This is a genomic window from Salinibacter sp., from assembly GCF_042218895.1.
Classification (GTDB): Bacteria; Bacteroidota; Rhodothermia; order Rhodothermales; family Salinibacteraceae; genus Salinibacter.
Window position 1 is genome coordinate 1 of the sequence record NZ_JBDGQQ010000182.1, and the last position, 18,414, is coordinate 18,414.

12 protein-coding genes are annotated in these 18,414 nt (G+C 63.8%); 9 read left to right on the forward strand and 3 right to left on the reverse strand.

Features of this window, described 5'->3' with window-relative positions; translation table 11 throughout:
- Positions 1-213 precede the first annotated feature (213 nt).
- Positions 214-744, reverse strand: coding sequence for a low molecular weight protein-tyrosine-phosphatase (locus tag ABEL04_RS14870; RefSeq protein WP_375803186.1), 531 nt, complete (start codon positions 742-744; stop codon positions 214-216).
- A gap of 237 nt (positions 745-981) precedes the next feature.
- Here ABEL04_RS14870 and xseA point away from each other — a divergent pair, with 237 nt between their 5' ends.
- Positions 982-2,214, forward strand: a complete 1,233-nt coding sequence (gene xseA / locus ABEL04_RS14875; protein WP_375803187.1) for an exodeoxyribonuclease VII large subunit — start codon at positions 982-984, stop codon at positions 2,212-2,214.
- Between the two features lie 432 nt (positions 2,215-2,646).
- Entirely contained in the window at positions 2,647-3,723 is a 1,077-nt protein-coding gene (locus ABEL04_RS14880) for a hypothetical protein (RefSeq protein WP_375803188.1), read from the forward strand.
- Positions 3,724-3,781: 58 nt separating this feature from the next.
- Here ABEL04_RS14880 and ABEL04_RS14885 read toward each other — a convergent pair whose 3' ends face one another.
- Complete coding sequence (locus ABEL04_RS14885; RefSeq protein WP_375803189.1) at positions 3,782-4,555, reverse strand: SDR family NAD(P)-dependent oxidoreductase; 774 nt, start codon at positions 4,553-4,555, stop codon at positions 3,782-3,784.
- 292 nt (positions 4,556-4,847) lie between these two features.
- On the opposite strand from ABEL04_RS14885, the gene xseB reads away from it, so the two are divergent.
- The 6 genes from xseB (at position 4,848) to ABEL04_RS14915 (ending at position 15,079) form a co-directional block, all read left to right on the forward strand.
- A complete protein-coding gene (gene xseB, locus ABEL04_RS14890) occupies positions 4,848-5,042 on the forward strand; it encodes an exodeoxyribonuclease VII small subunit (protein WP_375803190.1) in 195 nt (64 codons plus the stop codon).
- 149 nt (positions 5,043-5,191) lie between these two features.
- Positions 5,192-6,388, forward strand: coding sequence for an NRAMP family divalent metal transporter (locus ABEL04_RS14895; protein ID WP_375803191.1), 1,197 nt, complete (start codon positions 5,192-5,194; stop codon positions 6,386-6,388).
- Between the two features lie 51 nt (positions 6,389-6,439).
- Positions 6,440-7,948, forward strand: a complete 1,509-nt coding sequence (locus ABEL04_RS14900; RefSeq protein WP_375803192.1) for an SLC13 family permease — start codon at positions 6,440-6,442, stop codon at positions 7,946-7,948.
- A gap of 442 nt (positions 7,949-8,390) precedes the next feature.
- Positions 8,391-9,701 (forward strand): OmpA family protein, encoded by a 1,311-nt coding sequence (locus ABEL04_RS14905; protein WP_375803193.1) that lies wholly within the window; start codon positions 8,391-8,393, stop codon positions 9,699-9,701.
- 554 nt (positions 9,702-10,255) lie between these two features.
- Complete coding sequence (locus tag ABEL04_RS14910) at positions 10,256-14,368, forward strand: choice-of-anchor D domain-containing protein (protein WP_375803194.1); 4,113 nt, start codon at positions 10,256-10,258, stop codon at positions 14,366-14,368.
- Positions 14,369-14,605: 237 nt separating this feature from the next.
- Complete coding sequence (locus tag ABEL04_RS14915; RefSeq protein ID WP_375803195.1) at positions 14,606-15,079, forward strand: YkvA family protein; 474 nt, start codon at positions 14,606-14,608, stop codon at positions 15,077-15,079.
- Between the two features lie 102 nt (positions 15,080-15,181).
- On the opposite strand, the gene ABEL04_RS14920 is transcribed toward ABEL04_RS14915, so the two are convergent.
- Positions 15,182-16,549 carry a Glu/Leu/Phe/Val dehydrogenase gene (locus ABEL04_RS14920; protein ID WP_375803196.1) on the reverse strand — a complete coding sequence of 456 codons (1,368 nt, stop codon included), beginning with the start codon at positions 16,547-16,549 and terminating at the stop codon, positions 15,182-15,184.
- A gap of 603 nt (positions 16,550-17,152) precedes the next feature.
- Between ABEL04_RS14920 and ABEL04_RS14925 the strand changes: the two genes are divergently transcribed.
- Positions 17,153-18,397, forward strand: coding sequence for a Gfo/Idh/MocA family protein (locus ABEL04_RS14925; protein ID WP_375803197.1), 1,245 nt, complete (start codon positions 17,153-17,155; stop codon positions 18,395-18,397).
- Positions 18,398-18,414 lie beyond the last annotated feature (17 nt).

Genomic DNA, 18,414 nt, shown 5'->3' on the forward strand with positions numbered 1-18,414 from the left:
AGGCGACATGCATTGGCCATGCAGCCGCCCCCCACCGCCGCGGCCGACTCGATGGCCACGTCCAGTCGATCTTCTAGCGTCTTGCGGAGCGTCTCGGGCAGCATCGTAGCGTATGGACGTAACTGCGTGTAGGCGTATCGGCGCAAATGCGTACGACAGCATGCACCAAGCGATGAAGAAAGTCGGCAGAGCACGGGCGAAGTCCACCCTCCTTCACCCCTCCTCCCCCACGCTCCCGCGCTCCTCGATGTGCTCTTCCAGGTCGTACTCGTCGACGAGGCGGTGCAGCAGCATGTCCGCGGTGCGGTCCACGATGTCGTAGACGTTCTCGAAGCCTTTTCGTCCGCCGTGGTAGGGATCCGGCACCTGGTAGTCGTCCGGCTCCGGGTCGAACTCGCGGAAGAGACGCACCTTGCCGCCGTGCTCGTCGTTCTCGTCGAGGTGGAGCACGTCGTTCAGGTTGCTCTTGTCCATCACAAAGATGTGATCGAACTGCTCCAGGTCCTCGGCCTCAAACTGCGACGCACGGTGATCCTCCAGCGACAGGCCGTTGCGCTGGGCCGTCGCGCGCATCCGGTCGTCCGCCGTGTCTCCGATGTGCCAGCTTCCGGTGCCGGAGGAGGCGATTTCGAAGTGCTCCTCGAGGCCCGCGGATTCTACCTTGTCGCGGAACGCGGCTTTGGCGAGGGGACTCCGGCAGATGTTGCCGAGGCACACGAACTGGATGCGAATCGGGTCGGGCATAGGATGCCTGAAAAGTCGATCAAAAGAAACGTGAGCACATGAGGCCGATCTCCTTAACGCGGAGGGCTGTGCCGTGTGCCGATGCAGCCGAGACCCACGATACTTTCAAGGGCCTCTCGAACACCTTTGCCCATAGCGTGACATCCGGTCGAATCTCTCCATCCTGTTCTCCATTCCTGAATGGGCTGGACCGACACGGCACGTGCTCTCTCCGATTATAGGATCGATCCTTCACTGATGCCCCCCTCAAACGCCGCGTCCGACGATCCCGTCTTCAGCGTCACCGAACTGACCCGCGGCCTCAGCGACCTCGTGGAGGAGCACTACGACGACCTGTGGGTGGAGGGCGAGCTGTCGGACTTCACGCGGGCCGCGTCCGGCCACTGCTACTTCACGCTCAAGGACGAGGATGCGCAGATCCGGTGTGTGATGTGGAAGCACCTGACGCAGTACGTCTACTTTGAGCCGGAGGAGGGCATGCAGGTGCGCGTGAACGGGCACGCCTCCGTCTACGAGCGGCGGGGCGACCTGCAGATCCAGGCCCAGGCGATGCGAAAGGCGGGCAAGGGCGCGCAGCAGAAAGCGTTCGAGCAGCTCAAGCAAAAACTGCAGGCCGAGGGCCTGTTCGACGCCGAGCGCAAGAAGCCGCTCCCGACCTTCCCCGACACGATCGGCGTGGTCACCTCGGGCCAGGGCGCCGCGATCCACGACATTCAAACGGGCCTGGAGCGGCGGTTCCCCCCGGCCGAGGTGGTGCTGTGTCCGGTGAAGGTGCAGGGGCTCGATGCCCCCCAGGCCGTCGCCGACGCCGTCGCCGCCTTCAACGACGTGCCCCCGGGGGACGAGCAGCACCCCGACCTGCTCATCGTGGGGCGCGGGGGCGGCTCCACCGAGGACCTGTGGGCCTTCAACGAAGAGGTCGTCGCCCGGGCCATCGCCGCGTCCGACCTGCCCGTGGTGAGCGCCGTGGGGCACGAGTCGGACGTGACGATCGCCGACCTCGTGGCCGACGAGCGGGCCGCCACGCCGTCCACGGCCGCCGAACTCGTGGTGCCGGACCGGCGGGACGTGGCCGAGCGCATTCGGACCCTCCACGACCGCCTCCGCTCCCAGGCGACGCGCCGCCTCCAGGATGCTCGCCAGCGCGTCGATGCACTCGTCTCCTCCCGCGCCTTTCACGCTCCTGCCCGCCGCCTAGAGCGACACCAGCAGCACCTCGACGCCCTCGTGGACCGTCTGGGCCGGAGCGGAGACCGAATCGTCGAACAAGCCCGCACCCGCCTTGAGCACCTTCGGGAGCGCCTGGACGCCGCCGACCCCGAACAACCCTTGCGCCAGGGATACGTCTACCTCACTCGGGAGGAAGGCCCCCCGGTGCGTTCGGTGGATGCCCTCCAGACGGGCGAGGCCGTGCGCCTTCACTTCCAGGACGGCACCCGTAAGGCCGAGATTCTCCCCGGCAGCGCGTGAAGGAAGCCTGATTGACTCCGAAAAGTTATCCCGGTCAGGTCGCCTCCCCGAACCATCGTACCTGTGCTGACTTCGGGGCATCAAGGCAAGTGCCGGACCGTAAGCGCGGGGCATTCGTCTCCCGTGAATCGTAATACTCAGGCGTTTCGTGCGGTTCGGGCCCCAGAGCGTCCTCGGACCCTCACCGGCAGGGTGCTCGACTACTCCAACTGGGCCCGGGCAGTCTTCTCAACAGACGCGATTGTCGGGGCGCTCCTCTCGTCTTTCATTTCCCTGCAGTAATTAGTAGATTTGAAACCGCTTCAGCCCCTGCCGGTACATTGGATCGTCTATTTCTTCTGACATGGGCTCATCTCCTCGGGACCACGCCTTGAGTGCGTCCCGACTCCATCGTTCCGTGAATAGCAGGCCCGATTGCTAACATCCCAACTCATGGCCTCGGATCCGAGCCAACTTACGATCCAGTTCCAGCCGGAGCGACGCGTCGACGTCATTGACGTAAATCGGCACGTTGCGGATGAGGCCAACGGGTTTTTGCAAAGCCACGAGCAGGCCCTGTACTGCTCGTACCACACGACCGGAGGGTATCTCGAAGAGACCATCTGCAATCGCCTCGATCAGTGTGAGGAGCAGGTGGAAGAGTTCATCTCCCCCTTCCGCGAACTCTTTCCGTTTGGGGCCAATTACCAACACGACAAGCTTCACCTCCGTAAAGAGCTGAGTCCGGAGCAGCGCCGCACCGAACCTCGAAATGCCGACTCGCATCTTACGTTCATCGGGTCTGGGCTGGAAAACTGCGTCACGTACCCGAGCGATCCGTCGCGGCCCGTGTTCTTCGTCGATCTCGACGGGATCAACAAGGACAACCGGGACCGTCGCGAGCGCCAAACTACGGTGATTGGGTATGACGACGAGCGCGTCGTCGCCGAGACGGAGCTCCAGGTTCCCGTGTCCAGCCATCCCATCGACTCGGTAAGCCTGCGCGATCCCCGGCTCGGCATCTTCGAGCAGCTCCACGAGATGCTGGCTGAGCACGACGTTGCGACGGGCCGTGTGGTGATTGACCTTCGTCCCGAGGAGAAGCACGTAGGGCTTACGGTCAACGAGTACGAGACGCTTCTCATGAAGCACGACCTCGTTGAGGTGCTCCGGGATCCCCTGCGGTTCATGGCCCGGAAGGGCCGAAACATGCTCAGCGATCCGGGGGCTATTCCGGACAAGGCAAAGAACTATGCGAAGTACGATCTCGTGCGTCTCGTTAACAAGGTCGTGGACACGCTGGGCCTGAGCGAGTCGCTGGTCGAGCGCATCATCGATAAGTGCCTGGCAGTTCCGGCCGAGCGGTTCCTCCGGATGAAGCGGTCTGTGAGCCTGCTCGTTACCGAAGACGAGTCCAACGGCGAAGGGACCATCGAACAGGGGCGCTATCAGAGCCCCATCCTCGTGCAGTGGCGCGAGTCCGAGCCGCAAGTCCGTCGTCTCCGCGCGCGGCTCACGCGGTTCAAGTAGTCGTCTGCGTTCCAGTGATGGGTGCCCACTTGGGGATCCGACCCTTCCGGCGGCGTCCCTAGATCAGCGAGTGGCTCTGCCCGCCGTCTACGTTGATGCAGGCGCCGGTAATGAGACTTGCCCGCTCCGAGCACAGGAACGTGACCGCGTCGGCGACTTCTGTGGCCCGGCCGAAGCGCTCGATCGCGATGTTCTCCTCGACGAACTGCTTCATCTCTTCGGGCTTCTCCTTCACGCGCTGGTCCCAACTGCCCCCTGGAAAGCGGATGGATCCCGGAGCTACGCTGTTCACTCGGATCTCGGGGGCAAGCTCCTGGGCCATGACCTTGCTCACGCTGATGAGGGCCGACTTCGTCGTGTTGTAGAGCGAAAGGCCTGCACCGCCCAGTTCCCGGCCGAAGATGGACGAAATGTAGCAGATCGAGGCGCCGTCGACCTCCCGCATGTGCGGAACGGCCGCCCGGCTCGCGCGGACGTGCGACATGAAGTTGAGATTGATCAGGTCTTCCCAGTCCTCGTCGGAGAGCTCCTCGAAGTCGCCGCGCCGATTCCCCCCCACGTTGCCGACGTAGATGTCGACACGCCCGAACCGATTGTAGGTCTCGTCGACGAGGCGTTCCGGCTCTCCCGCCTCTGTCACGTCCATGGGAAGCGCCAGCGCCTCGGCGCCCTCCGCCCGAATTTCCTCCGCGGCTTCCTCCAGGTCCGACTCGGTGCGCGCACAGATGGACACGTTGCACCCCTCGCGGGCCAGCGCCAGGGCGATGTATTTGCCGATGCCACGACTCGCGCCGGTGATGATGGCGCTTCTACCTTGCAGTCCCAAATCCATTATCGAAGAGAAAACGTCGTGAGGGGAGTTGACGCAAGCATGAGGCCAAAGAATAGGGATCCCCGTGGACACCGTCCATTCCGATCTCAGGGATCGGGGCGGTTTTCAGACCATTTGAACGTGCCGGATGGTTTCTGTCTGCTCGCCCGGGATGCTCGGGCCCCCTCGCGGTAGCGACCGGCCCTTCCCGCGGGCCGCTGGAGGGGAGGGAACGGACCCGGCGAAAGATCCTTGATACCCTCTTACGGCACACTTGTCTTCTCCATCCTGCTCCCCAACATCTTCCTCACTGATGCCCGACCCCGACGACCGCACGTTCGAGGAAACCCTAGAGCGACTCGAAGAAATCGTCCAGGACCTCGAAGACGACCCTCCGTCCCTGGAAGAAGCCATTGACGCCTACGAGGAGGGCGTGGCTCTCGCCAGCGATTGCCTCGATCGGCTCGAAGAGGCCGAGCAGCGCGTGAGTGAGTTGTCGATCGACTAGTCCCCTTTTGCGGTCCCCAAAGCCCCTTCGACGGACTCGTCCGGTGCGGGTCGTACCGCGGCACCACAGAGGGCGCTCCCAGCGTTTCACGTGCCCGCCGCGGTTTCTATGTTTGGCCGGGCTGTCCTGCCACCACCCGTCGTCCTGCAATGCGCACCGGAACGTCGTCCATCGTTGTTGCCGCCTTCGTCGGGCCCGGAACCGTGCTCACATGCGCCTCGGCAGGGGTCGACTTCGGCTACGCCCTGGGCTGGGTGCTCGTTTTCGCGACGGTCGCAGCGTTCGTCCTGCAGTCGTATACGGCCGGAACCGGAATTCTTGCGCGGCGCGGGCTTGGCGAGGCCATCCGGGCGGAGCTTAGCGCCCCCCGGGTGCGCCGGGCGGCCACGGGGCTCGTGGTGCTCGGCCTCTGGATCGGCTGCGCAGCGTTCGAACTGGGCAACCTGATCGGGGCGGCCTCCGGAGTCACGGCCTTCCTCGACGTGTCGTTTGACCAGCGGTGGCTCGTCGCCCTCCTCGCTGGCTGTGCCGCCGGTATTCTCCTGCTCGACCTGCGGGCACTCATCCACGTATTCACCGCCCTGGTCGTCGGGATGAGCGGGCTCTTTTTGGTCGGCCTGGCCTCTGCCCCCGTGGACTGGGGCGCGGCCCTCACCGGACTGACCATGCCCCAGGTTCCAGAAGGAGGGGTGGTCCGTGTCCTGGCCCTGGTGGGGACGACGGTCGTGACCTACAACCTCTTCCTTCACCCGTCGGCGGCGAAGCAGTACTGGGCCGACACGGACGACCGCGCAGCGGCTTGGCGGGGGGAGCTCCGCGGCATGGCGTTCTTCCTCCCCGTCGGCGGCCTTGTCTCGTTCTCGATCCTGGCGGCCGGCGCCACTCTTTCCGGCACCACCAGCGGTCTTGAGGACGTAGGTGCCTTCGCGACGCTCCTAGAGCCCGTCGCCGGATCGTTTGCCCGCCTGTGCTTCGGGCTGGGCCTCTTCGCGGCGGGCCTCACCTCAAGCCTCACGGCGCCACTGGCGGCCGCGGCTGGGACCTGCGAGGTGCTTGGCTGGGACTCTGAGCCGACGAGCCTGCCGTACCGGGCCGTCTGGGGCTCAGTGCTGGCAGCCGGCCTGGGGGTCGGTCTCGTCGGGTGGGACCCGCTGCCCGCCATCGTGGCCGCCCAGGCCGCCAACGGTCTCTTGCTCCCAATCATCGCCGGCTTCGTGATGTACCTCACGCTCCGCCAGCAGGTGGTGTCGCTGCCGGTCTGGTACCACGTGCTCGGCGGCGGGGTCGTCCTGCTCTGTGGGGGCCTCGGCCTGCGAACCCTCTGGTGGGTTGCGCAGCAGATATAATTCCGAAGGGCGCGGGCTCTGCATGTACGTCGCACCGACGGCTCTCCGTTCATGGCTTCATCCTCCCCGAACGTCGCCGACCCTGACTCCGAGACGTGGGATCTCCGAACCTGGGCCGGGCTCATCGGAGGGCTTCTCCTGTTTGGACTCTTGCTCGCGACACCGGCGCCCTCGGGCCTCAGTCCCGCGGGCTGGCACACCGCCGCCGTGGGCCTGCTGATGGCGACCTGGTGGATCACGGAGGCGATTCCTATTCCAGCCACGTCCCTGCTGCCGCTCGTTTTGTTTCCGCTACTGGGCGCCGGCTCGATCGATGAGGCCGCACGGCCCTACGCCAATCCCCTGATCTTTCTGTTCATGGGAGGCTTCCTGATTGCCCTGGCCATGCAGCGCTGGGACCTGCATCGCCGGATCGCCCTCTCCATCATCCAGGCCGTTGGCACCCGTCCGCCCGCTCTCATCTTTGGGTTCATGCTCGCCGCGGCGTTCCTGAGCATGTGGGTGAGCAATACCGCCACCGCCATGATGATGATGCCGATCGGGCTGTCCGTCGTTCGGCTCACCGAAACGGACGAGGGCCGCTCCGCCGAGCAGCACACCTTTGCCGTCGTCTTGATGCTCGGCATCGCGTACGCCTGCAACGTCGGGGGGATGGGAACAATCATCGGAACGCCCCCCAACGCGCTTCTACAGGGCTTCCTCAGCGAGACGTACGGCGTGGAGCTAAGCTTTGCCCGCTGGATGCTCGTCGGCGTCCCGTTCGTCGTGGTAGGGATCCCCCTGACGTATTTCGTCCTCACCCGGGTCGCGTTCACCCTTGAGCTCGACCGGATTGCCGGCGGGAAGGCCCTCATCCAGCAGGAACTCGAGGCGCTGGGGCCGCTCTCCCGCCCCGAAAAGATGGTGGGGGGCGTCTTCGGGGGCGTGGCTCTGCTCTGGATGACACGGCCACTCCTCTCCAGCTACATTCCCGGCCTCTCCGATGCCGGCATTGCCATGGGTGGCGCCGTCCTGCTCTTCCTTCTCCCGGTCGATCCCCGGGAAAGGACCTTCGTGCTCGACTGGGACACCGCCGCGGGCCTTCCGTGGGGCGTTCTCCTGCTGTTCGGCGGCGGGCTGTCGCTGGCCTCGGCCGTCGAGCGCACCGGGCTGGCGACGTGGATTGGGGGGCGGCTCGAGGCCCTGGAGGGAGCGCCCGTGGTTCTCCTCGTTCTCGCCGTCGGCACCACGATCATCCTGCTTACAGAGCTGACGAGCAACACGGCCACGACGGCGGCCTTTCTTCCCATCGTAGCGTCCGTTGCGATTGGCGTGGGCCAGGACCCCTATCTGCTCCTCGTGCCCGCCGCCCTGGCGGCCAGTTGTGCCTTCATGCTCCCGGTAGCCACGCCCCCGAACGCCATCGTGTACGGGAGCGAGGTAATGACCATTCCACAGATGGCTCGCGCCGGTGTGGCGCTCAACCTGCTGTTCCTTGTTCTCGTGACGGCTGCGGCGTACGGCCTCGTGCCTCTCGTCTTCGGGGTTGAGATGGGGACCGTGCCGCCGTGGGCGGGCTGAGCGGATGCGACTCGGTCGGGAGCGGAAGCACGACGGCTCTAGGTAGAGAAGAGTCCCCGAGCCGAGAATGCCCCATGTCGTCTCCTGCGGGGCCTCCGGGGGAATCAAGGGACCGCGGGGGTTTCCGTTTCGGCCTCGCAGACGCCATCGTTCTCCCGTTCGTTCACGCACGTCTGATCTTTCGCATGACCCCAGTGAGGCGGTTCCTCGTATGTGTGTGAGGGAAAATTGGCCCTTCTCGTGTGCGCTCAGCGGAGGGGATCTCAGGGAAAGCAAGCCGTTGCCTCCTGCCTTTGTGCAGTTCAACCAGGACGACACGAACTCCACGTTTTCCTCTACGTCCCGCACCCCGGGAGCCAGCGGGAACAAACGCCTAATTGTTTCCAACTAATTCACAGTCGTATCGACCATCGTTTCTTGCGACAAACGCCGAAGGGATTCCATGATCACAGCTTGCAGAACATCCTCCGCACTTCTTTTCGCCACTGTCTTGCTTCTCGCCGGCTGCGCCACCGTCGAAGAGAGCGTCGAGGAAGAGGTCGACGAACGCATCCAGGAGAACGTTGACGAAGGGGTCGAGAAGACCGCCGACAAGATTGAGGGCGGTATCGAAAATGCCGTCAAATGCGTCGTTGGAGATGAGGAGTGCATCAGGAAAGCGAAGAAGAATGGAGAGACGGTAGTGCTCACCGATGAGGAGGGCAATATCAAGCGCGACGAGAACGGCGATCCCGTCACCGCCTCAGATCGATCTAGCCAACAGACGACCGGTGAGCAGAACACGGGCCAGCAAGAGACCGGCCAGGCCGTCGGGGACGCCAGCACCAACTATGACTTCGAGCCCGGCGAGCGCACGATCTTCGCCGAGGACTTCTCCGATGATAACGTGGGAGACTTTCCCCGGAGCCTACAATTTCGGAAAGGGAGCATGGAAATCGTCGAGTGGAAGGGTCGGCGCTTTCTGCGCGTGAACTCTGCCGAGAGCAGGTTTCGGGTAAATCTCCCCGAGACGTTGCCGAAGCGCTTCACGATGTCGTTTGACTTCTACACGACCAAGTGGACCGATAATATGCACATCACCCCGCTTGACTCTTCCGGCAATGTCATCCGAAAAAACTACTTTCACATTGGGGGCGGCGAGCTCGGGGTTGGCACCTTGACGCGAGGCGGGGTAGAGTCCCTCGAGCAGTCGAGAAAGGGGAGCAATCAGATCGTCACAGTTCGGATCATGGTGGACGGCTCCTACGCGAAGGTGTACATGGACAAGAAGCGATTCGCGAACATACCCAACGCAAAGATCGAGCGCACGAATACGCTCCGCTTCAGTATACCACGCCTGCACAAACACATGTACATTGGCGACCTTCGCATCGCGGGGGGCGGGCGTGACCTCTACAGCGCCCTTCAGAATAGCGGTCGAGTGGCCGTGCAGGACATCCACTTCGATACGGGCAAGGCGACCCTCAAGTCGTCCTCGACCAAGACCCTGAAGAAAATCGCTTCCCTCATGAAGGAGCACCCGGACCTGGATCTTCTCATCGAGGGTCATACCGACAACACTGGAGGCTTCGAGGCCAACAAGAAGCTCTCCCGGAAGCGCGCACAGGCGGTGAAGAGTGCCCTCGTCGAGAACCACGGCATCGATGCGAGTCGCCTGAAGACAGTCGGGCTCGGCTCTACCCAGCCCACCGCGCCCAACGACACCGAGAAGGGCCGCGCCAAGAACCGGCGCGTGGAGCTCGTGAAACAGTAGGGGATGATCGGGGTCGGGGTGTGCGAGCCCTGCTCCTGCGCCGTATCTGCAGGGCCGTGCCCGTCCCGATCCGGGGAAGAGCACATAACCATCGAAGCTACCGGGGGCACGTCGGTGATCCCGACTCGCAAGTGCCCCCTACCCGCGAGTGGGTAACGTTGGAGCAGGGAGTCGAACAGCCCCCCGCTCTTCCCCGGTTGAGCTCCAGAGCGGCTCGGCGAAGTTTGTTTCGGCTTGACGAGGTACCGATTTTCTTGCATTTTAAGGTTGCATTACATTGGGCTGTCCGAAATATCTTCCAAGGTTCCAATTTCTGGCGGGGCGGTTTCCAGGCCTCCAACCTTGGCCTTCCTGTCCCCTCATCTTCTCCATCACCGCCCTATCCTACGTTTCAAACACCAATGAGTCGAACTTTCCTGGAGCGCATCGGAATCCAATATCCGTCGTCACACGAGGGCCCCTCTAGATTTCTGCTCGGGGTGGGCATAGGTGTGTGTATGCTCTTTTGTTGGGCGACCCTTTCCCAACCTGCTCAGGCCCAACAGTTGCATCAGGTGTCCTCCTCCGTTCTAAAGCAGGCAAAAACCGATTTTCACGGGGACGACCTGACGGGCAAGGACGGTCCCCTCTCTCGAGTTGGGATGGGCCTGACACTGCTGTACCACGAGTACCAGCGCTTTAAGCGCCGCAAGGCAGCCGGGCCCTTCAAGCCGAAGTCCCTTCCTATGGCCTCTGTCCACGACGGGCGTGTGACCATCGATGCTGCTGCTCGCGCCCCCTCAGCCCTGGCCAGTGACCTCCGAAACGTCGGGGCACAGGACGTTGCTACCTTCCGGAACCTGGTGTCCGCACGCGTCCCGATCGACCGTATTCCTGAAATCGCGGGTTTGGCGACGCTTCGAGGGGCTTATGCCGCGAGGGCACAAACCATGTGGGAGTTGAACAGGATGGGACGCCCCAGAACGGGGTCCGTCACTAGCGAGGGTGACTCCGCGATGAACTCGGATGACGTCCGGGATGATTTTGGCATTGATGGATCTGGTACGACGATGGGAATCATCTCCGACTCGTACAACAACTCCAATGACGTCTCGACGACGGCCTCCGAGGACATGGCGAGTGGAGACCTGCCTCCATCGGACCGCATAACGGTGCTTGAAGAATCGAACGACCCGGAAACCGATGAGGGACGAGCGATGATGCATCTCGCTTACGACGTGGCTCCTGGAACAGACTTCGCTTTTCACACTGGTGTTGAGGGCCGGGCCAACTTTGCGGAGGGCATCATTGAACTCGCGGACGCTGGGGCCGACGTGATTGTCGACGACCTCGGTCTCTTCATCGAGCCGTTCTACCAGGATGGGGTCATCTCCCAGGCCATTGACTCGGTGTCCGCCGAGGGTATTCCGTATTTCTCTGCGGCCGGAAACGACGCACGCCAGTCTTACGCGTCCACCTCCTTCGAGACGGTTTCCGGCGGCAGTGGGCGAGCCGTTTACGACTTCGATTCAGGCCCTTCTGCCGACACTTTGCAGCAAGTGACGGTCTTCAAAAATACCACCGCGATCATCATCCTGCAGTGGGATGATCCTTGGTTCTCGGTTACCGGCGATACGGCAAGGGCCACTGACACCGACATAGACTTTTCGTTGCTCGATAAAGAGGGGACTGAGGTCCTGTCCTCGTCAACGTTTGACAGCCCGGCGATTGGAGATCCGATTGAGTTTATAGTGTTCGAGAACACCGGTGACACCGATGCCGACGCAGATGGCACCGCCGACACAAGGTTCAACCTCCGGATCTCGAAACTGCGGGGCCCAGACCCAGGACGCATCAAATATTTCTGGGGGGGGACCCTGAGTGTTAACGAATTCGGTACTGAGAGCCCAACCGTCTTCGGTCACCAGAACGCAAGCGGGGGCGCTGCCGTCGCGGCCGCAAATTATCAAGACACGCCAGAGTTCGAAACCGATCCAGCCCAGCCGGAGTCTTTTACCTCGCTTGGCGGGGTTCCTATTCTCTTCGATGATGACGGCATCCGGTTCTCCGAACCCGAGGTCCGCGAGCAGCCACGATTCACCGGCCCCGACGGGACGAGCACCTCGATCCCCGAGTTCAACCCCTTTAGTGGCACGTCCGCGGCCGCCCCGCACGTAGCTGCTGTTGCGGCCCTCCAACTGCAGGCGAACCCGGACCTGACGCCTTCGGAGATCTACACGAACCTCGCGGACGGGGCCTCCGACATGGAGGATATTGGGTACGACTTCCTGACAGGCGCAGGCTTCGTTCAGGCGGCCCAGACGATCACGTCGGTCACGAACGAGCCCAACATCGAGGTGGAGCCTCTGTCGGTTGATTTCGGAACTTCGTTCTTCGACGGCAGCGCCGGAGAACTGATCTCCAAGCCATCCACCACCGTCCGCGTGCGAAATTCCTTCGGAACGGCTCCCCTGAATATTTCTAATTCAACTCTCTCCGGCAGCGCCTTCTCCGTTACGTCTGGGAGCCTCCCTTCTGGACAGCTCGGCGTGGACGAGTCGACCACCGCCACGGTTACCTTCGACCCGAGCTCAGCGGGAACGTTCTCCGAAACCCTAACCATCGATAGTGACGATCCCGACGAGTCGACCGTCACGGTTCCGTTCGACGCGGAGGCGGTGCCTCCCCCCGTCGCGGGGACCTCACCCGATAGCCTGGCCGAAGCGGTAGAGGTGGGAAACATGACCACCAAGACCCTTTCGGTGGCCAACTCTGGCGGCTCTGAGTTGGGGTACGACGTGTTTGCGGAAGCGCTCGACCTTGGGTCCTTCGATCCGGGCGACGTTGCCGCACAGCCCACGACGTCGAGCACTACGTCCGCGAAGCTTGCAGGCGACCCGCCCGACATTCGCGCACTGCCCGCTCCAGGCGGGATTGCGAAGCAAGCCTTCAACCCCTCCGATTTCATATACACCTTCGACGACGGATCGGTCGAGACCTCCCTTGGAGCCGGCGGCGTCCAGACCCCCGCCGATATTCTTTGGCTGAATGCGTTCGAGGCCCAGGAGGGCGCTACGACAATCACGGCCATTGCCTCGGCGTTCGGCCAGTCGCTTCCCGCTGGGAGCGACGTGGAGTTCCTTCTCTATGAGGATCCGAACAACGATGGGAATCCGGAGGACGCGAATCTGCTGGCCTCCGTGTCCACGACCAAGGAGGTGTCTACCAGCGGTGAGTTTCAGGTCGAGCCGATTCCCCCCACTCAGGTTGAGGATGTGTTCTTTGTGGGGGCGCTGGCTCCCTCGTCGATCAACTTCCCTGCTCCTCTCGACACGAGTTCGGTCAGAGGGGCTTCCTGGTCCGTCTTTGCAGACGCAGGAACCATCGATACGGGAGACCTCTCCGGGGGGTCGGAAAATCAACCCGCGCCGACTCGCCTTGACACGACGGACTTTCCCGGCAACTGGGCGCTCCGTGCCCAGGGGGCGTACGTTGCCTTCGATCCGGTCTCTGACACGCTGGCGGCGGGCAGTTCCAGAGACGTAAGCCTCACGTTCGACGGGACAAGCCTGTCGAAAGGCAAGTACGAGGGCAACATAGCCGTTAGCTCGAACGACCCCAGGAATGCGGAGATTGACCTTCCGTTCGAGTTCTTTGTCGCCGACGCGGCCGGGGACGCGGCTGTAAGCTCGGATGGAACCTACTCGTTCGACGACACCGGCCTTGTGCTCGACTTGTCCAGCGTGCAGGGATCGGGAACCGTCACCGCGGCTCGATACGATGATTCCCCCTCCAACGTTAGCGGGCTTCCGTCTGCGGAGGATCCCAGCTCGTACCGATGGGTGGCCGTCCAGAACGGCGATCTTCAGTTCGACGCGTCGTCGACGTTCCGGTTCGAGCGGTCCGACATTCCAGGACCTGGGTTCGGGCCGTCCAACGGGGACGATGTGACCGCGTACGCACGCCCCACGTTCGGCACCGGGTCGTTTTCGGCCTTTTCGTCGACCTCGTACGACGACAACGGAACGCCCAACGACCCCAGCGACGACGCCATCGTCGCCAGCGGCAGATCGGGACTGAGTGAATTCATCCTCGGCAGCGAGACGGCGCCCCTGCCGGTGGAGATGGCCGGATTCGAGGGCAGGACCGTCGAGGAAGGACGGGTCCGTCTCACCTGGCAAACCACCTCCGAAACCAACAGCGCCGGGTTCAACGTTCAGCGCCGGATCGGAGAGCGAGGCGCGTGGCAGAAGGTTGGCTTCGTGGAGAGCAAGGCCGAAGGGGGCACCACGACCACATCGATGCGCTACAGGTTTACCGACGCGGATCTGCCCTACGAGGCCGATTCGCTGACGTACCGTCTCCAGCAGGTAGACCTTAACGGGACGACGCATCCGACCGAGGAGATTGTGGTTGGACGTCCGGCGGAAGGCCTGGAGCTGCGAGCCCCCGCCCCCAATCCCGTCCGGGGCCAGGCAACGGTTCGTTACGCCGTCCCCAACCGGCAGGACGTAACCCTGCGTCTCTACGATGTGCTCGGCCGCCGGGTTGAAACTCTCGTTCGGGGGACGCGGACGGGGCGCCATGAGACGAGCCTGGACGTGTCCGGCCTGTCGAGTGGCACCTACTTCTTGCGCCTGAAGACCGAGGATGCACTGAAAACGCGCCGCCTGACAGTGCTGCAGTAGGGGGAGGAACTCGACGGGGGGCCAGGCCCACTGGGGTCGATCCGGAGGGGGCACCGGGTCGGTTCGCGGGTCCGCCCCACTTCTGGTTCCTCCTCGCGCTCCGGAACCTGAAACGTCGACCGGTCCTTAGAAGGGCTGAGGACTGGTCTTCGGCGGATGGCCCGCACCAGGCGGGTCGGCGATCACGGAGCGCCTCCCACGCCCCCCGACCCGGATACAGACGGCCCCTGCGACCCTATGGACGATGAGGCTTCAGAGCGCAACGTCTCGGAGCGCCGGCGGGACTTTTACGAGAGCATCAGACAGGAACTTGAACAGTGGATGAGGGGCGCCGGAGACGATCATGAATACGAGCGATACATCTTGCTCGCTCCCGATCTGTTCTACCTCCTGGATCGGCTCTCCCGTGAGGACGACCTACCACCGGAACATGAGGCGGATGTCGACGCGGCCCTGTCGTACTTTATGAGCTCCATGGACATTGTCCCGGAGGGCATCGTTGGTCCCCCCGGGTACGTGGACGACATCGCGGTGTCCGCACACGTCGTCCGGCGGCTGCTGGAGAGCGTGGACGCGGACGTTGTGCGGAGAAACTGGTCCGGTGACGAGGACCTCGAAGAGGTGGTGGAGAATATTCTAGAGTTTGCACGCTACTCAATGGGAACCGACACCTGGGAGCAGGTCAAGCGTGACTTTGACAGCGACGCTTGACTCTCTGCGCCTCTTCCAAGCTCTCTCCAGAGCGCCCCACTGCTCACCCGGGTCGAACCGCCAGCGGCCCGAACGGATCAATGCCGTCTCCCCCTCCGCGGATCACGGCCAGAAGCCGCGCTGTCGGGTCACGTCGGCCACACGTCGAACCGCCTGAACCATTGCGGCCGTTCGGAGATCGACAGGTTCCGACAGGGATCTTCCACGCGATCTCGATCCGTTCGAGGCGGCCTTCAGCGAGTGATCGATGTCCTGCTTTCTGTCGAGCACGGCCTCGGTGGCCCGTCTCATTTTTCGGCGTAGCTTCTCGTTGACCGTCTCACGGTCCCACTGCTCGTTTTCGATGTTTTGGACCCACTCGAAGTAGCTTACCGTGACGCCCCCGGCGTTGGCCAGGATGTCGGGCAGGACCGGAATACCTCGCTCGAGGAGGATTTGATCGGCCGCCGTGGTGGTAGGTCCGTTGGCGCCCTCCACGATGAAGCGCGCCCGAACGTCCGGAGCGTTGTCGGCATGGATCTGGTTCTCCAGCGCCGCCGGAACGAGAATGTCGCAGGGGGCGGTGAGGAGCTCCTCGTTCGAGATCGTTTCCGAGCCGTCGAGGCCCACGACGGCCCCGGTCTCCTGCTTGTGGACGCGGGCCGCTTCCGGATCGAGGCCATCCGGATCGTACACCCCGCCCTGCGAGTCACTCACGGCGACAACCGTGGCCCCGGCCTCGTCGAACAGTTGGGCACTGATGGCGCCGACGTTGCCGAATCCCTGCACGGCAACGGTTGCCTCCGGCAGGTCGTCGAGCCCCTCCACGACCCCGCGCTGGAGAGCCGTCCGCGTGGCGGAAAGAATTCCGCGGGCCGTAGCCTCCTTCCGTTCCAGGGATCCGCCCAGGTCGACGGGCTTTCCGGTTACGGCCGGGCGGTTGTTCGTGCCCTGATGCATCATGTCGTACGTGTCGTACACCCACGCCATCGTCTCCGCGTTCGTGTTCACGTCGGGGGCTGGGATGTCGGTGTGCGGCCCGAGGTTCTCACCGAGGTCCGAGACGTAGCGCCGAGTGATCCGGCGGAGCTCTGTCTTCGAGAGCTCTCTCGGATTGCACACGACCCCTCCTTTTGCGCCCCCGAAGGGCACGTCGACGACAGCCGTTTTCCACGTCATCCAGGAGGCGAGGGCGCGCACCTCGTCGGCGGTCACGTCGGGATGGTAGCGGAGGCCTCCTTTCCCAGGGCCCCGCACTTGACTGTGGAGGACGCGGTACCCTACGAAGTTTTGTACCGCCCCCCCTTCCATGTGGATGGGAAACTCAACCGTGATGACCCGGCTGGGCCGAATCAGGAACTCGGCGAGCCCATCTTCGAGATCGGGCAGGTGCGGGAGGACCTGTTCGAACTGTCGGCGGGCAGTGTGGAATGGATTGAGGTCCTCCGAGGCAGTGTCGGAACGGCGGTTCGTCGGGGCGGAAGACGGCATGGATGGTCAGAAGGGCTCGGGGAAATAGGTTGGCGACGTTTGGAAGCGCTTCCGAAAGGTAAGAAAGCAAAGAACCAGGCAGGAAACAAGTGCTCTGCCTCGTTTCAGTCGGACCTCCGCCCCGCTGGGGGCTCCGGCCGGTCGGGAACAGACCAGGGACATCTCCGGCAGCCACACCCCGAGTCGGGGCTGGCAGGGACATGGGCGCAAGGCATTCATCGAACGTCTTCTGGCATTCTCACGTGCGGCGCGGAACGCTGGAGTACGCTGCCAGCAGTCAGTCTACGAGGAGGTCCGGCTTCCGCGGTCTACTGGAGCGGCCAGTTCTGGGGCCGAATTGTCCGCCACTGAGGCGGGGGGCCTGAGAAAACGTTACAGGAGCCCCAGCCGGGCCCCGTCCTCGCATCGAGGATCGGTGGCGGCAGCGATGGCAGTCTCTGTGCCGACGAGAGCGAGCACCAGAGCATCTCGGAGCAGGTCGTGGCAGTTCGCTGGTGCTTCCCCCCAATCCATTTCTACGCTGCTTGATTTCCTCCGGCCTGCTGCGGATCCTCGGAACCAACCAGTCCCGCCCTTCTCCCCACAGCCCCTGCGGCTTGTCCCATGTCCTCCGACCAGCGACTCGGCATCGGCTTTATCGGCAGCGGCTTCATCACGCGCTTTCACATCGACGCCTGGCAGGGCGTTCGCCACGCGGACGTGCGGGGGGTCTGGAGCCCCAACCGCGCTCACGCCGAGGAGGCCGCGGCGCTGGCCCGCGAGAAGCGGGTTGGCACCGCGCAGGCCTACGACTCGATTTCCGACATGGTGGCCGCGCCCGCGGTCGACGCGATCTGGATCTGCGGACCCAACCACACCCGCATCGAAAACATGGAGGCGATCGTCCGCGCCGTTCAGTCCGGCACCGGAGACCTCACGGCCATTGCCTGCGAGAAGCCCCTGGCCCGCACCGTGGCCGAGGCCGACCGGATGGTCGAGCTCGTTGAGGACATCGACGTGCTGCACGGGTACCTGGAGGATCAGCTCTTTTCCCCGGGTCTCCAGCGCGGCCGCGAGATTATCTGGGAGCGCGGGGCAGCGCTTACGGGGCGCCCCTACCTCGCCCGCGCCGCCGAGGAGCACAGCGGGCCGCACGCGCCCTGGTTCTGGCAGGGCGACCAGCAGGGCGGCGGCGTGCTCAACGACATGATGTGCCACAGCGTGGAGGTGGCGCGCTTTCTGCTTACCGAGCCAGGCGCCCCCCGCGACAGCATCCGTCCGACGAAGGTGTCCGCCCAGATTGCAAGTCTCAAGTGGTCGCGCGACGAGTACGCCGAGCGCCTGCAACGGCGGTTTGGAAGCGAGGTTGACTACAAGAACCGGCCGTCGGAGGACTTCGCCCGGGCCACCATCGAGTACGAGGACGAGCAGGGGCGCACCCTGGTCAGCGAAACCACGACCTCATGGTGCTTCGTGGGGGCGGGCCTGCGGCTTCGGTCCGAGCTTCTGGGCCCGGAGTACGCGATGGAGGCCAACTCGCTCCAGGCCGAGACCGAGGTCTTCTTCAGCCGCGAGGTGGAGGGGGCGGCCGGGGAGGACCTCGTCGAAAAGCAGAACGCCGAGCAGGGCCTGATGCCGGTGGTTGGGGATGAGGCCGCGACGTACGGCTACACGGGGGAGAACCGGCACTTCGTGCGCCGCTTCCTCGACGGCACGCAGCCGGACCTCGACTTCCACAGCGGGCGCGAGGTGACCGAGCTGCTCATGACCGCCTACATGAGCGCCGAGCAGGAGCAGAGCCTCGCCTGGAAGCCAGAGGGCCTTCGGGACTTCGTGCCGGACGTGCAGGAGGGGACGTGGAATCCGTAGCCTCCAGAGTCGAGAGC

Bases quoted from the DNA above. Each gene is read 5' to 3' on its own strand.
- ABEL04_RS14870 (WP_375803186.1), bottom strand. From the start codon at position 744: ATGCCCGACCCGATTCGCATCCAGTTCGTGTGCCTCGGCAACATCTGC.
- xseA (WP_375803187.1), top strand. From the start codon at position 982: ATGCCCCCCTCAAACGCCGCGTCCGACGATCCCGTCTTCAGCGTCACC.
- ABEL04_RS14880 (WP_375803188.1), top strand. From the start codon at position 2,647: ATGGCCTCGGATCCGAGCCAACTTACGATCCAGTTCCAGCCGGAGCGA.
- ABEL04_RS14885 (WP_375803189.1), bottom strand. From the start codon at position 4,555: ATGGATTTGGGACTGCAAGGTAGAAGCGCCATCATCACCGGCGCGAGT.
- xseB (WP_375803190.1), top strand. From the start codon at position 4,848: ATGCCCGACCCCGACGACCGCACGTTCGAGGAAACCCTAGAGCGACTC.
- ABEL04_RS14895 (WP_375803191.1), top strand. From the start codon at position 5,192: ATGCGCACCGGAACGTCGTCCATCGTTGTTGCCGCCTTCGTCGGGCCC.
- ABEL04_RS14900 (WP_375803192.1), top strand. From the start codon at position 6,440: ATGGCTTCATCCTCCCCGAACGTCGCCGACCCTGACTCCGAGACGTGG.
- ABEL04_RS14905 (WP_375803193.1), top strand. From the start codon at position 8,391: ATGATCACAGCTTGCAGAACATCCTCCGCACTTCTTTTCGCCACTGTC.
- ABEL04_RS14915 (WP_375803195.1), top strand. From the start codon at position 14,606: ATGGACGATGAGGCTTCAGAGCGCAACGTCTCGGAGCGCCGGCGGGAC.
- ABEL04_RS14920 (WP_375803196.1), bottom strand. From the start codon at position 16,549: ATGCCGTCTTCCGCCCCGACGAACCGCCGTTCCGACACTGCCTCGGAG.
- ABEL04_RS14925 (WP_375803197.1), top strand. From the start codon at position 17,153: ATGTCCTCCGACCAGCGACTCGGCATCGGCTTTATCGGCAGCGGCTTC.